Genomic DNA, 22178 nt, shown 5'->3' with positions numbered 1-22178 from the left:
CCATGTTCAAGTATATCGGCGACATCGTTAAGGGCACCGGCACCCAGCTGCGCAGCCTGGCAATGGTGTTCTCCCACGGGTTCCGCAAGCGCGACACCCTGCAATACCCCGAAGAACCCGTGTACCTGCCGCCGCGCTACCGCGGCCGCATCGTCCTCACCCGCGACCCCGATGGCGAGGAGCGCTGCGTAGCGTGCAACCTCTGCGCGGTGGCCTGCCCGGTGGGCTGCATTTCGCTGCAGAAGGCCGAGACAGAGGACGGCCGCTGGTACCCGGAGTTCTTCCGCATCAACTTCTCGCGTTGCATTTTCTGCGGCCTGTGTGAAGAAGCGTGCCCGACCACCGCGATCCAGCTGACTCCGGATTTCGAAATGGCCGAGTTCAAGCGTCAGGACCTGGTGTACGAGAAAGAAGATCTGCTGATCTCCGGCCCCGGCAAGAACCCTGACTACAACTTCTACCGTGTTGCGGGTATGGCAATCGCTGGCAAGCCGAAGGGCTCTGCACAGAACGAAGCCGAGCCGATCAACGTGAAGAGCTTGCTCCCATAAGGACAGAAAGATGGAATTCGCTTTCTACTTCGCATCCGGGATCGCCGTGGTCTCCACCCTTCGGGTGGTAACTGGCACCAACCCCGTGCACGCCTTGCTTTACCTGATCATTTCGCTGATTTCCGTGGCCATGATCTTCTTCGCCCTGGGTGCGCCGTTTGCCGGCGCCCTGGAAGTGATCGCCTACGCCGGCGCCATCATGGTGCTGTTCGTGTTCGTGGTGATGATGCTCAACCTCGGGCCGGCTTCGGTCGCCCAGGAACGGGGCTGGCTCAAGCCCGGTATCTGGGCAGGGCCAGTGATCCTCGGCACCCTGCTGCTGGCGGAACTGCTGTACGTCCTGTTCGTCGCCCCGAGCGGCGCCGGCATCAGCGGTACCACCGTGGGCCCGAAAGCCGTGGGCATCAGCCTGTTCGGCCCGTACCTGCTGGTGGTCGAACTGGCGTCGATGCTGCTGCTGGCTGCAGCCGTCACCGCCTTCCACCTGGGCCGCAACGAGGCGAAGGAGTAAATCATGGGTGCTATCCCTCTCGAGCATGGGCTGGCGGTCGCCGGCATCCTGTTCTGCTTAGGTCTGGTTGGCCTGATGGTCCGCCGCAACATCCTCTTCGTGCTCATGAGCCTGGAAGTCATGATGAACGCCTCTGCCCTGGCGTTCGTCGTCGCCGGTGCCCGTTGGGTCCAGCCCGACGGTCAGGTGATGTTCATTCTGGTGATCAGCCTGGCAGCCGCCGAGGCCAGCATTGGCCTGGCCATCCTGCTGCAGCTGTATCGCCGCTTCCACACTCTCGACATCGATGCTGCCAGTGAGATGCGCGGATGAAACTTCTCTTCCTGACTTTCGTCTTTCCCCTCATCGGCTTCCTGCTGCTGTCGTTCTCGCGCGGACGGTTCTCGGAGAACCTGTCCGCCCTGATCGGCGTCGGCTCGGTAGGCCTGTCGGCCGCCACGGCCGCCTACGTCATCTGGCAGTTCAACGTCGCCCCGCCTGAGGGCGGCGCGTACAGCCAGCTGCTGTGGCAGTGGATGTCGGTGGACGGCTTCGCGCCGAACTTCACCCTGTACCTGGACGGCCTGTCGGTCACCATGCTCGGCGTGGTGACCGGTGTCGGCTTCCTGATCCACCTGTTCGCATCCTGGTACATGCGTGGCGAAGCCGGCTACTCGCGCTTCTTCTCGTACACCAACCTGTTCATCGCCAGCATGCTGTTCCTGATCCTTGGCGATAACCTGCTGTTCATCTACTTCGGCTGGGAAGGCGTGGGCCTGTGCTCGTACCTGTTGATCGGTTTCTACTACAGCAACCGCAACAACGGTAACGCGGCACTCAAGGCATTCATCGTCACCCGTATCGGCGACGTGTTCATGGCCATCGGCCTGTTCATCCTGTTCGCCCAGCTGGGCACCCTGAACGTGCAGGAACTGCTGGTGTTGGCACCGCAGAAGTTCCAGGCTGGCGACACCTGGATGGTGCTGGCCACGCTGATGCTGCTGGGTGGTGCGGTCGGTAAATCGGCGCAGCTGCCATTGCAGACCTGGCTGGCCGACGCCATGGCGGGCCCGACTCCGGTTTCGGCACTGATCCACGCCGCAACCATGGTGACCGCGGGCGTGTACCTGATCGCCCGTACCAACGGCCTGTTCCTGCTGGCGCCGGAAATCCTGCACCTTGTAGGTGTGGTCGGTGGCGTGACCCTGGTACTGGCAGGCTTCGCTGCGCTGGTACAGACCGATATCAAGCGTATCCTCGCCTACTCGACCATGAGCCAGATCGGCTACATGTTCCTGGCCCTGGGCGTGGGTGCCTGGGACGCGGCGATCTTCCACCTGATGACCCACGCCTTCTTCAAGGCCCTGCTGTTCCTTGCCTCCGGTGCGGTGATCGTTGCCTGCCACCACGAGCAGAACATCTTCAAGATGGGCGGCCTGTGGAAGAAACTGCCGCTGGCCTACGCCAGCTTCGTGGTCGGTGGTGCGGCACTGGCGGCCCTGCCGATCGTGACCGTAGGCTTCTACTCCAAGGACGAGATCCTCTGGGAAGCCTTCGCCAGCGGCAACACCGGCCTGCTGTATGCCGGCCTGGTAGGCGCGTTCATGACCTCGCTGTACACCTTCCGCCTGATCTTCATCGCCTTCCACGGCGAAGCCAAGACCGAAGCCCACGCTGGCCACGGCATCAGCCACTGGCTGCCGCTGGGCGTGCTGATCGTGCTGTCGACTTTCGTCGGCGCCTGGATCACCCCGCCGCTGGCCGGTGTGCTGCCGGAAAGCGCCGGCCATGCCGGTGGCGAAGCCAAGCACGCGCTGGAGATCACCTCGGGTGCCATCGCCATCGCCGGTATCCTGCTGGCCGCCCTGCTGTTCCTGGGCAAGCGCCGCTTCGTCAGCGCCGTCGCCAACAGTGGCATCGGTCGCGTCCTGTCGGCCTGGTGGTTCGCTGCCTGGGGCTTCGACTGGATCTACGACAAGCTTTTCGTCAAACCGTACCTGCTGATCAGCCACATCCTGCGCAAGGACCCGGTTGACCGCACCATCGGCCTGATTCCTCGGATGGCGCGTGGTGGCCACGTGGCCATGAGCAAGACCGAGACTGGCCAACTGCGCTGGTACACCGCCTCTATCGCCGTGGGTGCCGTGCTGGTGCTCGGTGCCGTGGTAGTGGCTGCGGTATGACTATGAATCTTGCGACTTTGCCAAAGGAAACCAACCCGTCATGATTTTGCCTTGGCTGATCCTGATCCCCTTCATCGGCGGCTTCCTCTGCTGGCTGGGTGAGCGCTTCGGCGCCACCCTGCCGCGCTGGATCGCGCTGCTTACCATGTCCCTGCTGCTTGGCATCGGCCTGTGGCTGTGGGGTACCGGCGACTACACCCTTGCTCCCGCACCGGGCGCCGAACCGGCCTGGGCACTCGAATACAAAGTCGAGTGGATCAAGCGTTTCGGCATCAGCATCCACCTGGCCCTGGACGGCCTGTCGCTGCTGATGATCCTGCTCACCGGCCTGCTCGGTGTGCTGTCGGTACTGTGTTCCTGGAAAGAGATCCAGCGCCACGTCGGCTTCTTCCACCTCAACCTGATGTGGATCCTCGGCGGCGTGGTCGGTGTGTTCCTGGCCCTGGACCTGTTCCTGTTCTTCTTCTTCTGGGAAATGATGCTGGTGCCGATGTACTTCCTCATCGCGCTCTGGGGTCACAGCTCGGCAGACGGCAAGAAGACCCGGATCTACGCGGCGACCAAGTTCTTCATCTTCACCCAGGCCAGCGGCCTGATCATGCTGGTGGCGATCCTGGGCCTGGTGCTGGTCAACTACAACACCACTGGCGTGCTCACCTTCAACTACAGCGACCTGCTCAAGGCCGAGTTGCCAGCCGGTATCGAGTACGTGCTGATGCTGGGCTTCTTCATCGCCTTCGCGGTGAAGCTGCCGGTGGTGCCGTTCCACTCCTGGCTGCCTGACGCTCACGCCCAGGCACCGACCGCAGGCTCGGTGGACCTGGCGGGTATCTTGCTGAAGACCGCGGCCTACGGCCTGCTGCGCTTCGCTCTGCCGCTGTTCCCGAACGCCTCGGCCGAGTTCGCGCCGATCGCCATGACCCTGGGCCTGATCGGTATCTTCTACGGTGCCTTCCTGGCCTTCGCACAAACCGACATCAAGCGCCTGATCGCCTTCTCCAGCGTCTCGCACATGGGCTTCGTGCTGATCGGTATCTACTCCGGCAGCCAGCAGGCCCTGCAAGGTGCGGTGATCCAGATGCTGGCCCACGGCCTGTCGGCTGCGGCGCTGTTCATCCTGTCCGGCCAGCTGTACGAGCGCCTGCACACCCGTGACATGCGTCAGATGGGTGGCCTGTGGCACCGCATCGCCTACCTGCCGGCCATCAGCCTGTTCTTCGCAGCGGCATCGCTGGGCCTGCCAGGCACCGGCAACTTCGTCGGCGAGTTCCTGATCCTGATCGGCAGCTTCGTGCATGTACCGTGGATCACCGTGATTGCCACCACCGGCCTGGTGTTCGGTTCGGTGTACTCGCTGATCATGATCCACCGCGCCTACTTCGGCCCGGCCAAGACCGACACCGTGCTGGCCGGCATGGACGGTCGCGAACTGATCATGGTTCTGGGTCTGGCGGTATTGCTGATCCTGCTGGGCGTGTATCCGCAGCCGTTCCTCGACACCTCTGCCGCCACCATGAGTGGTGTGCAGCAGTGGCTCGGATCCGCTTTCACTCAACTCGCTTCGGCCCGGTAAGAGCGCTATGGAATTCACCACTCAACACTTCATCGCATTGGCGCCGATGCTGATCACCACCATCACCACGGTGGTGGTGATGCTGGCGATCGCCTGGAAGCGCAACCACTCGCAGACCTTCCTGCTGTCCACCGTGGGCCTGAACCTGGCCCTGCTGTCGCTCCTGCCGGCGCTGAAGGTCGCGCCGCTGGCGGTCACATCGCTGATCACCATCGACAAGTTCGCCTGCCTGTACATGGCGATCATCCTCGTGGCGACGCTGGCCTGCGTCACCCTCGCCCACGCCTACCTCGGCGAGGGCGCCAAGGGTTTCCCGGGCAACCGTGAAGAACTGTACCTGTTGCTGCTGATGTCGGCCCTCGGTGGCCTGGTGCTGGTCAGCGCCAACCACCTAGCCGGCCTGTTCATCGGCCTGGAGCTGTTGTCGGTACCGGTCTACGGCCTGGTGGCGTATGCCTTCTTCAACAAGCGATCGCTGGAAGCTGGCATCAAGTACATGGTGCTGTCGGCCGCAGGCTCGGCTTTCCTGCTGTTCGGCATGGCCCTGCTGTACGCCGACGCCGGCAGCCTGAGCTTCGACCAGATCGGCAAGGCCCTGGCTACCACCAGCATGCCAAGCCTGGTGGCCCAGCTGGGCCTGGGCATGATGCTGGTTGGCCTGGCCTTCAAGCTGTCGCTGGTACCGTTCCATCTGTGGACCCCGGACGTGTACGAAGGCGCTCCGGCGCCGGTCGCCGCGTTCCTGGCAACCGCCAGCAAGGTGGCAGTATTCGCCGTTGTCGTACGCCTGTTCATGCTCTCCCCTGCTGCCAGCAGCGGCGTGCTCAGCACCGTATTGGCGGTGATTGCCGTAGCCTCGATCCTGATTGGTAACCTGCTGGCGCTGACCCAGAGCAACCTCAAGCGTCTGCTGGGTTACTCGTCCATCGCCCACTTCGGTTACCTGGTCATCGCGTTGGTCGCCAGCAAGGGCCTGGCCCTGGAAGCCATGGGCGTTTACCTGGTCACCTACGTGATCACCAGCCTGGGCGCCTTCGGCGTCATCACCCTCATGTCCTCGCCATACGGCGGCCGTGACGCCGATGCCCTGTACGAGTACCGCGGCCTGTTCTGGCGCCGCCCGTACCTGACAGCGGTACTGACCGTGATGATGCTGTCGCTGGCGGGTATCCCGCTGACCGCCGGCTTCATCGGCAAGTTCTACATCATCGCTACCGGCGTCGAATCGCACCTGTGGTGGTTGGTCGGTGCGCTGGTGATCGGTAGCGCCATCGGCGTGTACTACTACCTGCGCGTCATGGTTACCCTGTACCTGGTCGAGCCGAACCTGCGTCGTCACGACGCCCCGCTCAAGTGGGAACAGCGCACCGGCGGTGTCATGCTGCTGGCTATCGCCATTCTCGCTTTCGTACTGGGTGTGTACCCGCAGCCCCTGCTGGAGATGGTTCAGCAAGCGGGCCTGCAACTGATCGGTTGATCACCCCGGCAGCCCCGGTAACAGAAAACACCCCGCCTAGGCGGGGTGTTTTTTTATCTGCACGTTTTGCTACCTGCGCCCACGGGTGCCTCACTCACTCGGACTGCCCTGGCCTGCGCCCGGCAAGGCGGCCTTGCGCAAATCACCATTGGCCGAAGGCAGGTACACTTCCGGGTTGGGCATGCCGCTGGGGGAGAGTTCATGGGTCATTTCGAATTCGGCGCGCACTGACCAGCCACACGCCTCGGTGGTGCATTGCAAATAAGCGATTCGCAGGAAAATATGGCGCCCTTCGCTAGTACGTATGCGCATCCGGCTGTGGCAATGCGGGCAAACCAGCTTGTAAGTACTCACGGCAAGTACCTGCTAGCATTGTCCAGGCTAGCCTGTGTGTCAGTATTGGCTGCAACTGTGGGTGTATTCTTCAATTTGATGGTTCTCATTGCAGAAGTGCTCCTTAAAACGCAGGGCTGTATTCATAACGAGTAGTTTAAGCCCATGGAATATCATTAAACCAGTCATGGATATTTGTTATGAGTACTCACATACTTGCTGAGGTGCTCACGCGCCTTAAGCTTCTTACTGGCGCAAACACTGATGCCGAGCTGTCACGTGCACTGTCGGTCAGCCCGCAAACGCTGAGCAGCTGGAAGGTTCGCGAAAGCATTCCTTACTCACTTTGCATAGATATCGCCAAAAAGCATGCATGCTCACTGGACTGGCTATTGCTGGGCCAAGCCGAGCACAACGCCGCCCCAAGTGATGTGGGTTGGGAGTGCGACATGCTCGAACGGCTGCGCACGCTCTCGCACAGCGATCGCCAGGCCATCCTGCTGTTCATCAAGGACAAACAGCGCATCCAGCAGTTGGAACAGCAACTGAGCGAGCTCGGCGGCGCAACCAGTGGCTAACCCCGACGGCGCCAGCGCTGGATGAGTTCGCGTGGGTCGAGTGTATCCAGCCAGACCATGACCTTGAGGCTGATGGGGATCACCACCACAGCGGCCACGAATGCCGCCATGCCCCGGGTCAGCAAAGGCACCAATGACGAAACCAGTGGCTCGAACAAATGGCCCACGCCCACGGTCACGAATAGCAGCAGGAGTTTCTTGGCCAGTGTCAGGCGCCTGGCCTCACTGGTGATCAATCGATCGCGTGCCGCGCTCACCAACAATGCTCCCAGCAGCGCGGCGAACAGCACATCGCCATCAACCCCCAGGAACGTCACCAATGCCGGGGCCAGGTGGTCGAAAACAGATCGCTCAGGCATGGACTTGCCCTCCGCGCGGAACAGGCAGGCAGGCGGTTGACCCCAGGCTATACATGACCGCCGCTTCGACAAAACGGATGTAGCACACCCGCAAGGCACGCCCATGATCATGCCCGGCCACATCCTCGAGCCGCTTGTAGCCCCGCTCTCGCAGCACTGACCGCCAGCGGGCGAATTCCCTTGCTGCCTCGATGGCTGCGCAGCGCGCGGCCACTTCCAAAGCCGCGTCACTGACAGACCGCGGCAGTTGCAGGTGCTCACGCAACCTGCCCAGATCCACCCGCGGCCAGAACGGGTCATGGCAATCGGCAAAGCGCGGTAGCCGAGGATCGTTGCTCATGCGCTACCCCCTTACTGCTCGGCCAGCATGCCGTAGCGAATGGCCTTGATCACAGCGGCCACCCGGGTAGGCACTTCAAATTTGCGCAGGATGTTGGATACGTGAAAATTCACCGTCGACTCCTTGCATTCAAGGATCTGGCCGATCTCCCACGAGCTCTTGCCATAAGCACACCACAACAGCACTTGCTGTTCACGTGGCGTCAGGCGAACCGGGGCGTCCGCCAGGGGTTGCTGCGAGTGTCGAGCGTTGTCAGTCATGTTTGAACTCCACGGGTGATTGAGCGGGGCATTGCTGCCTACCTGCAGTCACCTTACGAAGCACAGGCCACCTGCCTCCACCGCCGTGGTTTGTAAAGAACTTTCGTACAAGACCGTATGACGAAGGATGCGCACGATTTGCTGACTTTCTGCGTGCTCCAAGCCGCATTTCGCTCGTCTCAACGCCGTTGTCCATTCGCCTTTCGCCTGGAGTCGTACAATGCGTTCCGATTTACCCCTCTCATCCTGCCTCGGCCTGCTGGCGGCACTGGCTGCCACCCAGCCCGCCCTGGGGGCATCCGCGGTCGAACTGGGCCGGGTGCTGATCACCGATGAGGAGCAGAACGAGCTGACGGCAGCCGGCGAGCGCCTGCGTGAAATACCGGGAGCCAGCAACCTGGTGGACATGCAGCGCGTGGGGCAAGGCCGAGTGGCCAGCAACCAGGACGTGCTGGCCTACCAGCCAGGGGTGTTCGCCCAATCGGCAGGTAACGATGGCATCAAGCTGTCGATACGCGGCTCGGGCCTCAACCGTGCGCCGGGGGCGCACGGTTCCGGTGTCTACACCATGTTCGACGGCCTGCCGTTGACCGGCCCGGGCGGCACGCCTTACGAACTGTTCGAACCGCTGTGGCTGAGCCGTGCCGAAGTGCTGCGTGGCGCCAATGGCTTTGACCAAGGCTCCCTGGCCTTGGGCGGTGCGATCAACTACGTCACCCACACCGGCTACGACGCGCCTGCACTGCAAGTACGCTACGAAGTCGGTAGCCGCGGCTATCAGCATCGGCACATCAGTTCGGGCCAGGTGCTGGGCAACCTTGACTATTACGTGGCCCTGACCGATTCGGAATATGACGGCTACCAGGCGCACAGCAGCGGCAGCGCCAAGGGCATTGCCGCCAATGCCGGTTACCGCTTCAACCCCAACCTGGAAACCCGCTTCTACCTGCGCTATCGGGAAACTGAAAACGAACTGCCCGGCCGCCTGACCAAGGACCAGATCAAGCACCACCCGCGCGCGGCCAACCCCAACTATCTGGCACGCGACGACAGCCGCCCGCAACCAGGCAGCACCTGGGTGGGCAACAAGACGACCTTCTACCTCGAAGACGAGGCACGCCTGGAAGCCGGCCTGGTCTATCACGACTACCCGATGGACCTGCGCGAAGGCCCCATGCGCCTGAAGGTCGCCTATACCGATGTCAGCGGCACGCTGAACTATTTCCGCCGCGACACACTGTTCGGCCGCGAGAGCAAGACCACCGTCGGTTGGCGTACCACCAAGCACCTGCCCAACAGCGGCGCTTCGCAATTTACCCGCAATGGCGATGTGTTCGGCGAGCGCACCCGAGACTTCACCTACCAGGGCTCGGACACCGTGCTGCATGTTGGCAACGACCTGGAACTGGTCCCCAACCTGTGGCTGAGCACCGGCCTGGCCATGATCTACACGCGCCGCGAAAGTGACGTGACCTACCCCTCTGAAGGCGGCAAGGTGAGCATGCATGACTGGGACTATGCCCCCCGCCTGGGGCTGCGCTACGACATCCGCCCGGACTTGCAGGTGTACGGCAACCTGAGCCGCTCGGTAGAGCCGCCACACCCGTGGTCGCTGATCTGGAGCGCGCCCAGCACAGGCGGCAAGCAGATCCAGCCGATCGAGATGCAGAACCAGACAGCCACCACCCTGGAACTGGGCGCCCGTGGCGACTCGGCGCTCGGCCGCTGGGACCTGGCCTGGTACTACTCGCAAGTACGCCACGAACTGCTGGCCGTTGAGGTAGTGCCGAACTTCACCTCGGAATTCAACGCCAGCGCTACCGTGCACCAAGGCGTGGAAGCCGGCCTCGACAGCACCCTGTGGGAGCGCGCGGGCACTGGCAAGCTGAGCTTGCGCCAGGCCTACACCTTCAGCGACTTCCACTACCGTGATGACGACACGTTTGGCGACAACCGTCTGCCCGGCATCCCCATGCACTACTACCAGGCCGAGCTGCGCTATGACTGGCCGAACGGCTTCTATGCCGGGGTCAATACACAAATGGCCTCGAAGGTGCAGGTGGACTATGCCAATAGCTTCCACGCCGATGAATATGCCTTGCTCGGTGCGCGCGTTGGCTGGGACTCACCGAAACAGGACTGGCAGACCTGGCTGGACCTGCGCAACCTGACCAACCAGCGCTATGCAGCGACCGTGACGCCGGCCTACAACGACGCCGGCAAGGACAATGCCCGTTCGACACCGGGCGAAGGGTTTGGCGTATACGCGGGGGTTTCCTACAGCTTCCGCTGACGGGTGGGCGCGGGTTTACCCGCGAATGCGTCATTGAATTTGCCGACGCATTCGCGGGTAAACCCGCTCCTACACAGGGGCGTTGCACAGCAGGATTAGGGGTTCAGACCGCCCTGTTCAACTTCACCCATGACGCAAACCTGTCGACAAACGCCTGCAAGAACGGTCGCGTCTTGTCGTTGAGCTTGCCCGAATCCTCGAACAAGCTCGCCGCACCGCCAAGGTAAGCCTCGGGCATCTGCATGCAGGGCATGTCGAGAAACACCAGCGACTGGCGCACCGCATGGTTGGCGCCAAAGCCACCAATCGCCCCCGGCGATACACTCACCACCGCCGTCGGCTTGCCGCTCCAGGCACTTTGCCCGTAAGGACGCGAACCCACATCGATGGCATTTTTCAGGCAGCCTGGCACCGAGCGGTTGTATTCCGGGGTGACGAACAACACCGCATCACTGCGGCGGATTTCATCGCGAAAACGCTTCCAGGTTTCCGGCGGTGCCTCGGCCTCGATATCTTCGTTGTACAGCGGCAGGTCGCCAATCTCGACGATCTTCAGCGCAAGGCTGGACGGCGCCAGCTCCGAAAGTGCGCGGGCGACCTTGCGGTTGTAGGACTCCTTGCGCAAGCTGCCCACGACGACTGCTACCGAATACACCTGGCTCATGGCAATTCCAACCTTTGCGGGTTAAATAGACGTTGTAGTTATAGATGACCGTTCTCCGGCGCCTGAGTTTTTTTTCCGCAGGGCGAAAACTTCCACGTCTGTTTCACGGTCTATGCCTTCATACATTTCCTACGTAATTCAGAGGTTTCCACCCAAATGGCAGCAGTAATGGTCGGCCAATTCCACGCCCGTGACGCCGAAGGCCGCATCTACCCCGTGCACGAGTTTCAGGAATCCACCCTGCAACTCGACGGCAGCACGCTGGGCGCCCCCATCACCACCTACCGCCTGGCCATCGGCGACAAGGTCAACCACCTGGGTGAAAACCGTTTCGAACTGGCACGCTCCGGCGTCGAGATCACGCGCATTCCGTGATGCAATCCACCGTGTAGCGGCCCCCTTCGTGCTGCAGGCCGTGCACATCGGCGACAAACCCGGGAAAGCCCTGGTTGAATGCTTGGGCGAATGCCAGGTAATCAAGGATCGAGCGGGTCGCCTCGGTGAACCGCTCACCCGGCATGATCAACGGGATGCCAGGCGGGTACGGCACCAGCATCACCGCCGCCACACGCCCCAGCAGTGCCTCGATCGGTACCGCCTCCACCTCGCCACGCACCATCTTGTCATAGGCCTGGGCCGGGCTGACGGCCACCTCCGGCAAGCGGGTGAACAGCCGCTTCAGCTGCTTGGCCGTGGCATTGGCGCGGTAGCAGTCATGTAACTGGTCGCACAGGTCGCGCAGGCCCATGCCCTGGTAGCGCAAGGCGTCGGCAGCCCCCACACTGGGCAGGCAGCTGCTGAGTGGGGTGTTGCCGTCATAGTGGCGCTTGAACTCCAGCAGCTCGGTGAGCAGGGTGCTCCACTTGCCCTTGGTGATGCCCATGGAAAACAGTACCAGGAAGCTGTACAGGCCCGTTTTTTCCACCACCAGCCCGCGTTCCCAGAGAAACTTGCTGACTACCGCTGCCGGGATACCGCGCGCGCCCAGCACACCGTCTGCGCTCAGGCCCGGCATTACCAAGGTCACCTTCAGCGGGTCGAGCAGCACATAGTCGGTCACCACTTCACCAAACCCATGCCATTGCGCCCCCGGCTGCAGCAGCCAGTCCTGCGCGGCCAGACGGGGGATGCCCTCGGCACTTGGCGGCTGCCAGATGCTGAACCACCAGTCCGCTGCGGCAATGTGCTCACGCAGGTTGGCCAGGGCACGACGAAAACTCAACGCCTCGTCGAACATCTCCTGCAGCAGCGAGCGCCCGGCCGGCCCTTCCATCATGGTCGAAGCCACATCCAGCGAGGCGAGAATGCTGTACTGCGGCGAGGTAGAGATGTGCATCATGAACGCTTCGTTGAAACGGTCCCGGTCCAGCTGCCGCCTGGCCCCGTCCTGCACATGAATCATCGAGGCCTGGCTGAACGCCGCCAGCAGCTTGTGGGTGGAATGGGTACTGAACACCAGCGGGCTGTCTGCCGCGCAGGCGGTGCCCATGGCGTAGCGCCCGGTGAAAAAGTCGTGGAACGCGGCATAGGCAAACCAGACCTCGTCGAAGTGCAGCACCTCGACACTGGCACCCAGGGCCTGCTTGATCAGCCCGGCGTGGTAACACAGCCCGTCGTAGGTGGAGTTGGTCACTACCGCCAGCTTGATACGCTGCCCACGATCACGGGCAAGGGGGTTGGCCTGAATCTTCGCGGCGATCGCCTCGGGGCTGAACTCGCTGAGCGGGATCGGGCCAATGATGCCCAGTTCGTTGCGCTCCGGGCAAAGGTACAACGGGATGGCACCCGTCATGATGATCGCGTGCACCACCGACTTGTGGCAGTTGCGGTCCACCAGCACCAGGTCGTCACGGCCGACCATGGCATGCCAGACGATCTTGTTGGCCGTGGAGGTGCCATTGATGACGAAAAAGGTGTGATCGGCGCCGAAGTTGCGCGCCGCCCTGGCCTCGGCTTCGGCCAGCGGGCCTGTGTGGTCGAGCAGCGAACCCAGCTCCGGCACGGAAACGGACAGGTCCGAGCGCAGGGTGTTTTCCCCGAAGAACTGGTGAAAGGCTTGGCCTACCGGGCTTTTATGATAGGCCACACCGCCACCATGGCCCGGGGTGTGCCAGGAATAGTTGGACTGCGCGGTGTGCTGTACCAGCGCCTTGAAGAACGGCGGCAGCAGGCCGTCGAGGTAGGTGTGTGCAGCACGCGCCACCTGGCGGGCGAGAAACGGCACGGTGTCTTCGAACAGGTAAAGGATGCCACGCAGCTGGTTGAGCTCGCTCATGGCTTCGGCGGGGGCATTTTCCAGGGTCACCTGCTCGCCCAGGGCGAAGATCGGCAGGTTGGGTGCACGCAGACGGGCCAGGCGGATCAGCTCGGCCATGTTCTGCAGTAAATGGGTATTCTCGCCAGCGCCTTCGGCCGCGATGAGCATGCAGGCCAGGCCGTGGTGGGTGGCGGCGACCAGGCGCGCTTCGGCGTGGTCAGCGGCGGCGAGAATGGCAAAGCCATCCTGGCGCAATTCCTCGGCGATGCCCCGCACGCGCTCGCCGGCAACACTGTCGGCCTTGATGGCGCGGTGGACGATGAGGATCGGGAACTTGAGGTCCTTGTACATCAGGTGGCTACCTCCGAAGGACATGGCGTCCATTTCAGGGTAGTTGACGTGCCTGCCTTGGGTGTTGGGGTGGAGTGTAAATCGAGCGCCGCCCGCGCGGCGCTCGATCTCAGCAACACCCTATAACCCACGGCAAGCCCAACACCTCAACCCGCAGATGCCTCAGTCAGGGCCTGCCACAGCGAAGGCCCACCCGCCGACTTGGCAATGGCCGCCAGCCGCTCGGCATGCGCCTCCAGCTCTTCAGCGCTGGCCATGATCACCCGCCCTGGCGCACGCCCGACAATCCGGCGGATCTCGCTGCCGCCAGCGCCCTGCCCGTCCTCTTCGGTATCTGCGCCATTCCCAGCCAACGACAGGCTGGTCTGGCCACCGGTCATTGCCAGGTAAACGTCGGCCAGCAGTTCCGAGTCGAGCAGTGCGCCGTGCAACTCACGGCCCGAGTTGTCGATGTCGTAGCGTTTGCACAGCGCATCTAGGCTGTTGCGCTGCCCCGGGTGGCGCGAACGTGCCAGCAGCAGGGTGTCCAGAATGGTGCAGTGCTGCGAAATGTCAGCGCGGTCCTGCTGGCCCAGCAAGGCGAATTCGTTGTTGATGAAGCCAACGTCGAACGCCGCGTTGTGGATGACCAGCGTGGCGCCTTGGATGAACTGGAAGAACTCCTCGGCGACATCGCCAAAACGTGGCTTGCCGACCAGGAAGGCATCCGTGATGCCGTGAACGTTGATCGCGCCCTCGTCACTCTCGCGGTCGGGCTGCAGGTAGACGTGGAAGTGCCGCCCGGTCAGGCGCCGGCCGATGACCTCGACACAGCCGATCTCGATGATCCGGTGGCCTTCGCCAACCGGCATACCCGTGGTTTCGGTATCGAGAATGACGAACCGTTTATCTTGCTGCTGCTCCACGCGGGCGCTCCAACTTGCATCCGTTACAAAGGCCGCGATTGTACCCCAGCTCAACGCTGGGCGCGCACCTCATCGACCCCACGGTTGGCCAGCTGGTCGGCGCGTTCGTTGCCGGGGTGGCCAATATGGCCGCGCACCCACTTCCAGGTTACCTTGTGGCGGTTGACCTGCTCATCGAGCTGCTGCCACAAGTCAGCGTTCTTCACCGGCTCCTTGGCGGCGGTCTTCCAGCCACGCTTCTTCCAGTTGACCATCCATTCGTTGATGCCCTTCATCACGTACTGCGAGTCGGTGGTCAGCACCACCTCGCATTCACGCTTGAGCGACATCAGGCCCTGGATCGCAGCCATCAGCTCCATGCGGTTGTTGGTGGTCTCACGTTCGCCGCCCCACAGTTCCTTCTCGACGCCCTTGTAGATCATCAGCACGCCCCAGCCACCCGGGCCAGGGTTGCCCTTGCAGGCACCATCAGTAAACATCTCGACGCTATCGCTCATGTACCACTCTTGAATTCAGTGCTTGTCAGTTTCGGGGTTGGCTGCGGTGCGGTTGACCTTCGCCAGTGGCAGCGGCAGCAGTTTGCCCATTGGCTCGCGACGTTCCGGCCGCAAAGGCCGCAGGCCCACCACCATCTTGCGCGCCACCAGCAGGTACACCCCACCACCGGAACCCTGCCAGCCGCCAGCCAGTCGTTCCCAGCCCTCCAGGCGTTGCTGCCAGGCAGGTGAGGCAAGCGGCGGACGATAGCACCCGAAGCGGCGTTTCTCCAGCGCGAAGCCCAGCAGGTTGAGCCAGTCGCCCACCCGGGACGGCGAGATGCAGCGCGCCTTGCGCAGAGCACCGTGACTGAAGAAATGGCGCATGCCCCAGCTGCTCCAGGGGTTGATCCCTACGATCAGCAGGTGCCCGCCCGGGCGGACGGCACTGGCGGCCTCGCGCAGCAGACCATGGGGCGACAGGCAGAAGTCCAGGCCATGCTGCAGCACCACCACGTCGGCAGCGTGCTCGCTCAACGGCCAGGCTTGTTCTTCGCAGACAATCTCCACACCCGGCAAGGGCGCACCAAGGCGCACGTTACGCTGCACCTGGGGGGCTCTGGGCGGTGGCTCGGCGCAGGGTCCGTAATGCACGAGATAGCCGCCAAAGAAGCGCCCGAGCTCTTCTTCCAGCAGTTTGTCCTCCTCCTTGAGCATCAGTTGCCCAAGTGGGCCGTTGAACCACTCACGGGCCAGGCTGATCAGCTCGACCCAGTCCGGGTCGGCCTGGGCAAAGGCTTGGTCGGTCATTGCGCTCTCCCTCGAAGGTTCTCCCACCGCGCCATCGCGGCTAAGATGCCCTCATGTGCCACGCTAGGCGAATCGGATCCGCACCATGATACAGATCGAAGCTCTCCCCGCTTTCTCCGACAACTACATCTGGTTGTTACAGGATACTGCCAAACGCCGTTGTGCGGTGGTCGACCCGGGCGATGCCGGCCCAGTGGAGCGCTGGCTGGCTGCCAACCCCGAGTGGGTGCTGAGCGACATCCTCGTCACCCACCACCACAATGACCATGTCGGTGGGGTGGAACGGCTCAGGCAATTGACCGGCGCACGGGTCTGTGGCCCTGCCAACGAGCGCATTCCCGGCCGCGACCTGGCACTGGACGAAGGCGTTAGGGTGGACGTGCTGGGTGTGACGTTCCAGGTAATGGCGGTACCCGGCCACACCCTGGGGCATATCGCCTTCTTCAGCGACCAGCCAGCAACGCCCATCCTGTTCAGTGGCGACACCCTGTTCGCCGCCGGTTGCGGGCGCATGTTCGAAGGTACACCCGAACAGATGCAGCCCGCCCTCGCCCGCCTGGCGGCCCTGCCAGAGCAGACACAAGTGTACTGCGCCCATGAATACACCCTCAGCAACCTGCGCTTCGCCAAGGCTGTGGAACCGACCAACCCGCACGTTCAGCAACGCTTCGAGGACGTTACCCGTTTGCGCGCCGAAAATCGCATCAGCTTGCCCTCAACGATCGGCCTGGAGCGCCTGACCAACCCCTTTCTGCGTACCGCTGAAACATTAGTTAAACAAAAAGCAGACGAATGGAAGGGACATTCAAACAACTCGCATGTCGCTGTTTTTGCTGCCTTGAGGTCTTGGAAGGACACCTTCTGATAACCGCAAGATATATCGCAAGTGATGGTCAAAGGTTGACCAGGCCCGGAGCGGTTTCTAGAATCGCCGAACTTTTTCGCCCGGATACCTGTATCAGCCGATGTCTTCCCGTAGCCGCAGAACCTCTCATTCCGTCGCCCTGACGCGCCTGGCCCAAATCAGTGCGCTGGCCCTGGCAGCCACCTTGGTGGGCTGCCAGAGCACCCGTCAGCTCGACGAATCCGATAGCGTTCGCGCGCACAACTACCAGGCACGGATCAAGCACAAACCTTCCCCGCTGCTGGTCAAGCCGGCCGAACAGGCGCCGCAGGATGTCTGGGAGCGCATGCGCCAGGGCTTCGCCCTGCAGGACAGTATCGATGTCAACCCGCGCATCGAGCAGCAGCGCTTGTGGTTCGCCAGCAACCCGACCTTCATCGAAAGCGCCGGGGAACGTGGCAGCCTCTACCTGCACTACATCGTCGAGCGCCTTGAAGAACGCGACATGCCGCTGGAACTGGCCCTGCTGCCAGCCATCGAAAGTGCCTACAACCCCATGGCCTACTCACGCGCCAGCGCTGCCGGCATGTGGCAGTTCATGCCGGCTACCGGTCGCCACTTCAACCTGCGCCAGACCAACTTCTATGACGGCCGCCGCGATGTCACCGCGTCGACCAACGCCGCGCTGGACTACCTGACCCGCCTGCACGACATGTTCAACGGCGACTGGCTGTTGGCCCTGGCGGCCTACAATGCCGGCGAAGGCACCGTCAGCCGAGCCATCGAGCGCAACGAAAGGCTCGGCCTGCCGACCGACTACTGGAACCTGCCGCTGCCACAGGAAACCCGCGACTACGTACCCAAGTTGCTGGCACTGTCGCAGGTGGTGTCCACGCCAGAAGCCTATGGTGTCAATCTCACCCCGATCGCCAACGAACCGTACTTTGAAGCGGTGGCGATCAATGACCGTCTGGACCTTTCCCGGGTCGCGGCCTTTGCCAACATCGACGAGGACGAGCTGATCCAGCTCAACCCGGCATTCAAGAAACGCATGACCGTCGATGGCCCGAAACAGCTGCTGGTGCCCACCGCCAAGGCGCAGTTGCTCAGTGCCAGCCTGTCCAACCTCAACCCGGAGCAACTGGTCAGCCTGCAACCCCCGAAAGCAGCGTTTGCCCGGGCCGTGGCCGAAGCCAAGGCACCGGTGGGGGCACGCAGCTACCGGGTCAAGCGTGGCGATAACCTGAGCGCCATCGCCAAGGCCAACCGTGTATCGGTCAAGGACATCAAGCGCTGGAACCGCTTGTCCGGCAACAGTCTGCGCGCTGGCCAGGTTCTGGCCCTGCGTGGTGGCAGTGCGCCAAGCGCCGCCGGCAACCGGGTTGCTGCCTCCGGGAAGCGCTCCACGCAATACAAGGTCCGCAAGGGCGATTCTCTGTACCTGGTGGCCAAGCGCTTCAATGTGGAAATGAAGCACCTCAAGCGCTGGAACCCACGCAGCGGCCACGCCCTCAAGCCAGGCCAGACCCTGACCGTCTACCTCGGGCATTGAGTCGTTACAGGGGCTGCTTTGCAGCCCATTCGCGGGCACGCCCGCTCCCACAGTTTTTTCACAGCCCTCAAAGCCGGTGCCCTACCTGTGGGAGCGGGCGTGCCCGCGAATGGGCCTGAAAACCCAGCCACTGGAAAACCCCAGCCCCTCTCTTTTTCCAACCCCACCAAGCTGTTACTGTACTCGATCAAAGCCCAACGCCTCTGGATCGGATGCCGATTTGATACGTCCCCTCCTGCTGTCACTCAGCCTGGCCTTGAGCTTTCCCGCAGCCGCGATCGTGAGCGAAAGCCACGGATACGCGCAGTTCGGCACGCTCAAGTACCCAGCCACCTTCACCCACTTCGACTGGGTCAACCCGCAAGCGCCCAAGGGCGGCACGTTGCGGGCCATGGCTTTTGGTACCTTCGACACGCTCAACCCCTACACCTTCAAAGGGTCGAGCCCGATTACCACGCCCAATTTCCAGCAGTACGGCATCAGCGAGCTGAACGAGCCACTGATGATCGGCACGGGCCAGTACGACCCGTCCGGTGACGAGCCAACCTCCAGCTATGGCCTGATCGCCCGCTCGGTGGAGTACAGCGAGGACCGCAGCTGGGTGGTGTTCAACCTGCGCCCCGAAGCCCGCTGGCATGACGGCCAGCCCATCACCTCGGCTGACGTGGCCTTCTCGTACCGCACGCTGCTCAAGGATGGCCACCCGATCTACCGCACCAACCTGCAGGAAGTGCAGCGGGTAGACATCCTCGGCCCGCTACGCATCCGCTTCGTGTTCAAACGCGCCGGCAACCCGCTGCTGATCCTGCGCCTGGGCGAAATGCCGGTACTGCCCAAACACTACTGGCAGAAGCGCGACTTCAAGGCCACCACCTTCGAGCCCCCCTTGGGCAGCGGCCCCTACCGCATCACCCAGGTACAACCCGGACGACGCCTGGTGTTCGAACGGGTGAAGAACTACTGGGGCAAAGACCTGGCGGTCAACCGTGGCAAGTACAATTTCAATCGGGTCGAATACGAGTTCTATCGTGACGCGACGGTGGCCTTCGAAGCCTTCAAGGCCGGCGAGTTCGACATCTATATCGAGCACCAGGCAAAAAACTGGGCCAACGGTTACAACTTCCCTGCCGTGCGCCGCGGTGAAGTGATCAAGGCACAAATCCCGCACAGCATTCCCACGCAAACACAGGGCCTGTTCATGAACAGCCGCCGGGCCGCGTTCAGTGACCCGCGGGTACGCCAGGCGCTGGGGCTGATGCTGGACTTCGAGTGGACCAACCGCGCGCTGTTCAGCAGCGCCTACCGCCGCTCGACCAGCTACTACCCAAACAGCGAGTTCGCCGCCAGCGGCCTGCCCACCGGCAAGGAGTGGCTGCTGCTGGCGCCATTCCGTGACCAGTTGCCCGCCAAGCTGTTCAGCGAACCGTACAAGGTCAGCCACACCGATGGCAGGGGTATCAGCCGCCAGACCCTGCGCCAGGCTCTGGGCCTGCTCGCCGAGGCCGGCTGGAAGCTGCACGGCCAGCGCCTGGTCGACAGCAAGGGCCAGCAATTGCGCATGGAACTGCTGCTGGTAAACCCCAACCTTGAACGCATCCTGCAACCTTATGTCGAAAACCTGTCCAGCATCGGCATCGATGCGCGCTTGCGCACCGTGGACCGTGCCCAGTACAAACAACGTCTGGACCAGTTCGATTTCGACATGATTCTGATGACCCTGAACCAGACCCTCAGCCCCGGCCTCGAACAATGGCTGTACTTCCATTCCAGCCAGGCCGCGACAAAGGGCAGCAAGAACTATGCTGGGGTCAAGGACCCGGTGGTCGACCACCTGCTCGACACCCTGCTCGCCGCCCGCACCCGCGATGACCAGGTCGCCGCTGCCCGCGCCCTGGACCGCGTGCTCTCATGGCACTACTACATGATCCCCAACTGGTACCTCGACAACCATCGCCTGGCCTACCGCAACCGGTTCGCCTTCGTCACCACGCCGCCCTACACCCTTGGGCTGAATAGCTGGTGGATCAAGACTTCGGAGAAAGCCCAATGACGCCAACGCACCGTCTGCGCCGGCTGGCAGGCAGCCTGTTGCTCGCCTGCCTGAGCCTTCCCGCGCTGGCCGCACCGCAGCACGCGCTCACCCTTTACGATGAGCCACCCAAGTATCCCGCCGACTTCAAGCACTTCGACTACGTCAACCCGGATGCGCCCAAGGGCGGCACCTTCCGCCAGTCCAGCTTTGGCGGCTTCGACAGCCTCAACCCGTTCATCAACAAAGGCGTGGCGGCCGAGAACATCGGCATTATCTACGACACCCTGATGCGCCAGAGCCAGGATGAACCGTTCACCGAATACGGCCTGGTTGCCGGCAAGATCGAAAAGGCCCCGGATAACAGCTGGGTGCGCTTCTACCTGCGCCCCGAAGCGCGCTTCCATGACGGCCATCCGATGCGCGCCGACGACGTGGTGTTCACCTTCAACGCCCTGATCAAGGACGGCGCCCCACTGTACCGCCAGTACTACGCCGACGTTGCCGAAGTGGTCGCCGAAGAACCGCTGAAGGTGCTGTTCAAGTTCAAGCACAAGAACAACCGCGAGCTGCCACTGATTCTCGGCCAGCTGCCGGTACTGCCCAAGCACTGGTACGAAAACCGCGAGTTCAACCGCGGCAATCTGGAAATCCCGTTGGGCAGCGGCCCGTACAAGGTCGCCAAGGTCAAGGCCGGGCGCTCGGTGCGCTACGAACGGGTCAAGGACTACTGGGCCAAGGACCTGCCCATCAACCGCGGCTTCTACAACTTCGATGCCATGACGTTCGACGCCTACCGCGACACCACCGTCGCCCTGGAGGCCCTCAAGGCCGGGGCATTCGACTATGGCCTGGAAGTCAGTGCCAAGAACTGGGCCACCGCTTACAACGTGCCCGCCGTGCGCGAAGGTCGCCTGATCAAGGAAGAGCTGCCCAACGGCAACCCCACCGGTATGCAGGGCTTCATTTTCAACATCCGCCGCCCGGTTTTCCAGGATGTGCGTGTGCGCCAGGCCCTGAGCCTGCTGCTGGACTACGAGTGGACCAACAAGCAGCTGTTCAACGGCGCCTACACCCGTACCGGCAGCTACTTCGAGAACTCGGAAATGGCCGCCCGCGGCCTGCCCAGCCCCAACGAGCTGAAAATCCTCGAACCACTGCGCGGCAAAGTGCCCGAGCAAGTATTTACCGAGGTCTTCCACAACCCGGTTAGTGACGGCAGCGGCATGATCCGCGAGCAACAGCGCCAGGCTTACAAGTTGTTGCAGGAAGCCGGCTGGAAAATCGTCGACGACAAGATGGTCGACGCCCAAGGCAAGCCGGCAAGCATCGAGTTCCTGCTGGCGCAGACCGAGTTCGAACGCATTCTGCTGCCGTTCAAGCGCAACCTTGCCGACCTCGGTATCGAGCTGAACATTCGCCGCGTCGACGTTTCGCAGTACATAACCCGCCTGCGCTCGCGTGACTACGACATGATCGTTGGCGGCTACCCGCAATCCAACTCGCCAGGCAACGAGCAGCGCGAGTTCTGGTCCAGCGCCGCCGCCGACAACCCCGGTAGCCGCAACTTCATCGGCCTGCGCGACCCGGCCATCGACCAACTGGTGGACCAGCTGATCAACGCCGACTCTCGGCAGAGCCTGATCGACCACTGCCGCGCCCTCGACCGCGTGCTGCTGTGGGGCTATTACGTGATCCCCAACTGGCACATCAAGACCTGGCGTGTGGCCTACTGGAACCACATCGGCCACCCGAACGTGTCGCCCAAGTACGACATCGGCATCGACACCTGGTGGATCAAGCCCGATGTAACCCCGGCGGTCAGCGAAGCGCCTGCGGACGAGGCCAACTAA

At 62.6% G+C, this 22178-nt stretch carries 22 protein-coding genes; 13 read left to right on the top strand and 9 right to left on the bottom strand.

From position 1 onward, the window contains the following. Positions 1 to 2: 2 nt before the first annotated feature. Genes nuoI through nuoN form a run of 6 tightly spaced genes read left to right on the top strand, consistent with a single transcriptional unit; the run spans position 3 to position 6274 of the window. The gene (nuoI, locus tag ACF8O8_RS00465; RefSeq protein WP_003251442.1) at positions 3 to 551 is read left to right on the top strand and encodes an NADH-quinone oxidoreductase subunit NuoI; all 549 of its coding nucleotides are present in this window, start codon (positions 3 to 5) and stop codon (positions 549 to 551) included. 10 nt (positions 552 to 561) lie between these two features. Next, positions 562 to 1062, top strand: coding sequence for an NADH-quinone oxidoreductase subunit J (gene nuoJ, locus ACF8O8_RS00460; RefSeq protein ID WP_003251444.1), 501 nt, complete (start codon positions 562 to 564; stop codon positions 1060 to 1062). Between the two features lie 3 nt (positions 1063 to 1065). Further along, positions 1066 to 1374: an NADH-quinone oxidoreductase subunit NuoK gene (nuoK, locus tag ACF8O8_RS00455; protein WP_003251446.1), complete on the top strand. Its 309-nt coding sequence runs from the start codon at positions 1066 to 1068 to the stop codon at positions 1372 to 1374. Next, complete coding sequence (gene nuoL / locus ACF8O8_RS00450) at positions 1371 to 3224, top strand: NADH-quinone oxidoreductase subunit L (RefSeq protein ID WP_392509095.1); 1854 nt, start codon at positions 1371 to 1373, stop codon at positions 3222 to 3224. Before nuoK ends, nuoL begins: the two co-directional genes overlap by 4 nt. Before the next feature lie 40 nt (positions 3225 to 3264). Beyond that, positions 3265 to 4797 (top strand): NADH-quinone oxidoreductase subunit M, encoded by a 1533-nt coding sequence (gene nuoM / locus ACF8O8_RS00445; RefSeq protein ID WP_010954904.1) that lies wholly within the window; start codon positions 3265 to 3267, stop codon positions 4795 to 4797. Positions 4798 to 4804: 7 nt separating this feature from the next. Continuing rightward, entirely contained in the window at positions 4805 to 6274 is a 1470-nt protein-coding gene (gene nuoN, locus ACF8O8_RS00440) for an NADH-quinone oxidoreductase subunit NuoN (protein ID WP_010954905.1), read from the top strand. 90 nt (positions 6275 to 6364) lie between these two features. Here nuoN and ACF8O8_RS00435 read toward each other — a convergent pair whose 3' ends face one another. After that, positions 6365 to 6628 carry an ogr/Delta-like zinc finger family protein gene (locus tag ACF8O8_RS00435; protein WP_010954906.1) on the bottom strand — a complete coding sequence of 88 codons (264 nt, stop codon included), beginning with the start codon at positions 6626 to 6628 and terminating at the stop codon, positions 6365 to 6367. A gap of 179 nt (positions 6629 to 6807) precedes the next feature. Between ACF8O8_RS00435 and ACF8O8_RS00430 the strand changes: the two genes are divergently transcribed. Continuing rightward, a complete protein-coding gene (locus tag ACF8O8_RS00430; protein ID WP_010954907.1) occupies positions 6808 to 7185 on the top strand; it encodes a helix-turn-helix domain-containing protein in 378 nt (125 codons plus the stop codon). Here ACF8O8_RS00430 and ACF8O8_RS00425 read toward each other — a convergent pair. From ACF8O8_RS00425 to ACF8O8_RS00415, 3 genes are read right to left on the bottom strand one after another with little or no spacing between them, the layout of a single operon-like run. Further along, a complete protein-coding gene (locus ACF8O8_RS00425) occupies positions 7182 to 7544 on the bottom strand; it encodes a hypothetical protein (protein ID WP_014590308.1) in 363 nt (120 codons plus the stop codon). The genes ACF8O8_RS00430 and ACF8O8_RS00425 overlap by 4 nt on opposite strands. Continuing rightward, complete coding sequence (locus tag ACF8O8_RS00420; RefSeq protein WP_064493164.1) at positions 7537 to 7884, bottom strand: head completion/stabilization protein; 348 nt, start codon at positions 7882 to 7884, stop codon at positions 7537 to 7539. The genes ACF8O8_RS00425 and ACF8O8_RS00420 overlap by 8 nt, the downstream gene beginning before the upstream one ends. A gap of 11 nt (positions 7885 to 7895) precedes the next feature. Next, positions 7896 to 8144 carry a helix-turn-helix domain-containing protein gene (locus ACF8O8_RS00415; protein WP_003251454.1) on the bottom strand — a complete coding sequence of 83 codons (249 nt, stop codon included), beginning with the start codon at positions 8142 to 8144 and terminating at the stop codon, positions 7896 to 7898. 220 nt (positions 8145 to 8364) lie between these two features. Between ACF8O8_RS00415 and ACF8O8_RS00410 the strand changes: the two genes are divergently transcribed. Continuing rightward, positions 8365 to 10437: a TonB-dependent receptor family protein gene (locus tag ACF8O8_RS00410; protein ID WP_392509094.1), complete on the top strand. Its 2073-nt coding sequence runs from the start codon at positions 8365 to 8367 to the stop codon at positions 10435 to 10437. Positions 10438 to 10540: 103 nt separating this feature from the next. Here the strand turns inward: ACF8O8_RS00410 and chrR are convergent, their stop codons facing one another. Continuing rightward, positions 10541 to 11101, bottom strand: a complete 561-nt coding sequence (chrR, locus tag ACF8O8_RS00405) for a class I chromate reductase ChrR (protein ID WP_003251456.1) — start codon at positions 11099 to 11101, stop codon at positions 10541 to 10543. A gap of 156 nt (positions 11102 to 11257) precedes the next feature. On the opposite strand from chrR, the gene ACF8O8_RS00400 reads away from it, so the two are divergent. After that, positions 11258 to 11476: a hypothetical protein gene (locus ACF8O8_RS00400; RefSeq protein ID WP_010954911.1), complete on the top strand. Its 219-nt coding sequence runs from the start codon at positions 11258 to 11260 to the stop codon at positions 11474 to 11476. Here the strand turns inward: ACF8O8_RS00400 and ACF8O8_RS00395 are convergent. The 4 genes from ACF8O8_RS00395 to ACF8O8_RS00380 all read right to left on the bottom strand — a co-directional run bounded on the left by ACF8O8_RS00395 (position 11460) and on the right by ACF8O8_RS00380 (position 15900). Beyond that, positions 11460 to 13709: an Orn/Lys/Arg decarboxylase N-terminal domain-containing protein gene (locus ACF8O8_RS00395; protein ID WP_392509107.1), complete on the bottom strand. Its 2250-nt coding sequence runs from the start codon at positions 13707 to 13709 to the stop codon at positions 11460 to 11462. The two genes, ACF8O8_RS00400 and ACF8O8_RS00395, sit on opposite strands and share 17 nt — an antisense overlap. A gap of 146 nt (positions 13710 to 13855) precedes the next feature. After that, positions 13856 to 14614, bottom strand: coding sequence for a DNA polymerase III subunit epsilon (dnaQ, locus tag ACF8O8_RS00390; protein WP_392509093.1), 759 nt, complete (start codon positions 14612 to 14614; stop codon positions 13856 to 13858). A gap of 50 nt (positions 14615 to 14664) precedes the next feature. Next, positions 14665 to 15111, bottom strand: a complete 447-nt coding sequence (rnhA, locus tag ACF8O8_RS00385; RefSeq protein WP_003251460.1) for a ribonuclease HI — start codon at positions 15109 to 15111, stop codon at positions 14665 to 14667. A gap of 15 nt (positions 15112 to 15126) precedes the next feature. Next, positions 15127 to 15900 (bottom strand): class I SAM-dependent methyltransferase, encoded by a 774-nt coding sequence (locus tag ACF8O8_RS00380; protein ID WP_003251461.1) that lies wholly within the window; start codon positions 15898 to 15900, stop codon positions 15127 to 15129. An 85-nt stretch (positions 15901 to 15985) separates the two neighbouring features. Between ACF8O8_RS00380 and gloB the strand changes: the two genes are divergently transcribed. The 4 genes from gloB (at position 15986) to ACF8O8_RS00360 (ending at position 22178) form a co-directional block, all read left to right on the top strand. Beyond that, positions 15986 to 16765, top strand: a complete 780-nt coding sequence (gloB, locus tag ACF8O8_RS00375) for a hydroxyacylglutathione hydrolase (protein WP_392509092.1) — start codon at positions 15986 to 15988, stop codon at positions 16763 to 16765. 100 nt (positions 16766 to 16865) lie between these two features. After that, a complete protein-coding gene (locus ACF8O8_RS00370; protein WP_392509091.1) occupies positions 16866 to 18296 on the top strand; it encodes a transglycosylase SLT domain-containing protein in 1431 nt (476 codons plus the stop codon). Between the two features lie 220 nt (positions 18297 to 18516). Next, positions 18517 to 20346 carry an extracellular solute-binding protein gene (locus tag ACF8O8_RS00365; protein WP_392509090.1) on the top strand — a complete coding sequence of 610 codons (1830 nt, stop codon included), beginning with the start codon at positions 18517 to 18519 and terminating at the stop codon, positions 20344 to 20346. Then, the gene (locus ACF8O8_RS00360) at positions 20343 to 22178 is read left to right on the top strand and encodes an extracellular solute-binding protein (protein ID WP_010954917.1); all 1836 of its coding nucleotides are present in this window, start codon (positions 20343 to 20345) and stop codon (positions 22176 to 22178) included. Before ACF8O8_RS00365 ends, ACF8O8_RS00360 begins: the two co-directional genes overlap by 4 nt.

Origin of the sequence: Pseudomonas sp. TYF_14 (assembly GCF_043105275.1) — a bacterium.
Taxonomy (GTDB): Bacteria; Pseudomonadota; Gammaproteobacteria; order Pseudomonadales; family Pseudomonadaceae; genus Aquipseudomonas; species Aquipseudomonas alloputida.
Note: the sequence above shows the minus strand (reverse complement) of the source record. Positions and strands in the feature narration are given on the sequence as shown.

Bases quoted from the DNA above. Each gene is read 5' to 3' on its own strand.
- nuoI (WP_003251442.1), top strand. From the start codon at position 3: ATGTTCAAGTATATCGGCGACATCGTTAAGGGCACCGGCACCCAGCTG.
- nuoJ (WP_003251444.1), top strand. From the start codon at position 562: ATGGAATTCGCTTTCTACTTCGCATCCGGGATCGCCGTGGTCTCCACC.
- nuoK (WP_003251446.1), top strand. From the start codon at position 1,066: ATGGGTGCTATCCCTCTCGAGCATGGGCTGGCGGTCGCCGGCATCCTG.
- nuoL (WP_392509095.1), top strand. From the start codon at position 1,371: ATGAAACTTCTCTTCCTGACTTTCGTCTTTCCCCTCATCGGCTTCCTG.
- nuoM (WP_010954904.1), top strand. From the start codon at position 3,265: ATGATTTTGCCTTGGCTGATCCTGATCCCCTTCATCGGCGGCTTCCTC.
- nuoN (WP_010954905.1), top strand. From the start codon at position 4,805: ATGGAATTCACCACTCAACACTTCATCGCATTGGCGCCGATGCTGATC.
- ACF8O8_RS00430 (WP_010954907.1), top strand. From the start codon at position 6,808: ATGAGTACTCACATACTTGCTGAGGTGCTCACGCGCCTTAAGCTTCTT.
- ACF8O8_RS00425 (WP_014590308.1), bottom strand. From the start codon at position 7,544: ATGCCTGAGCGATCTGTTTTCGACCACCTGGCCCCGGCATTGGTGACG.
- ACF8O8_RS00420 (WP_064493164.1), bottom strand. From the start codon at position 7,884: ATGAGCAACGATCCTCGGCTACCGCGCTTTGCCGATTGCCATGACCCG.
- ACF8O8_RS00415 (WP_003251454.1), bottom strand. From the start codon at position 8,144: ATGACTGACAACGCTCGACACTCGCAGCAACCCCTGGCGGACGCCCCG.
- ACF8O8_RS00410 (WP_392509094.1), top strand. From the start codon at position 8,365: ATGCGTTCCGATTTACCCCTCTCATCCTGCCTCGGCCTGCTGGCGGCA.
- chrR (WP_003251456.1), bottom strand. From the start codon at position 11,101: ATGAGCCAGGTGTATTCGGTAGCAGTCGTCGTGGGCAGCTTGCGCAAG.
- ACF8O8_RS00400 (WP_010954911.1), top strand. From the start codon at position 11,258: ATGGCAGCAGTAATGGTCGGCCAATTCCACGCCCGTGACGCCGAAGGC.
- ACF8O8_RS00395 (WP_392509107.1), bottom strand. From the start codon at position 13,709: ATGTACAAGGACCTCAAGTTCCCGATCCTCATCGTCCACCGCGCCATC.
- rnhA (WP_003251460.1), bottom strand. From the start codon at position 15,111: ATGAGCGATAGCGTCGAGATGTTTACTGATGGTGCCTGCAAGGGCAAC.
- ACF8O8_RS00380 (WP_003251461.1), bottom strand. From the start codon at position 15,900: ATGACCGACCAAGCCTTTGCCCAGGCCGACCCGGACTGGGTCGAGCTG.
- gloB (WP_392509092.1), top strand. From the start codon at position 15,986: ATGATACAGATCGAAGCTCTCCCCGCTTTCTCCGACAACTACATCTGG.
- ACF8O8_RS00370 (WP_392509091.1), top strand. From the start codon at position 16,866: ATGTCTTCCCGTAGCCGCAGAACCTCTCATTCCGTCGCCCTGACGCGC.
- ACF8O8_RS00360 (WP_010954917.1), top strand. From the start codon at position 20,343: ATGACGCCAACGCACCGTCTGCGCCGGCTGGCAGGCAGCCTGTTGCTC.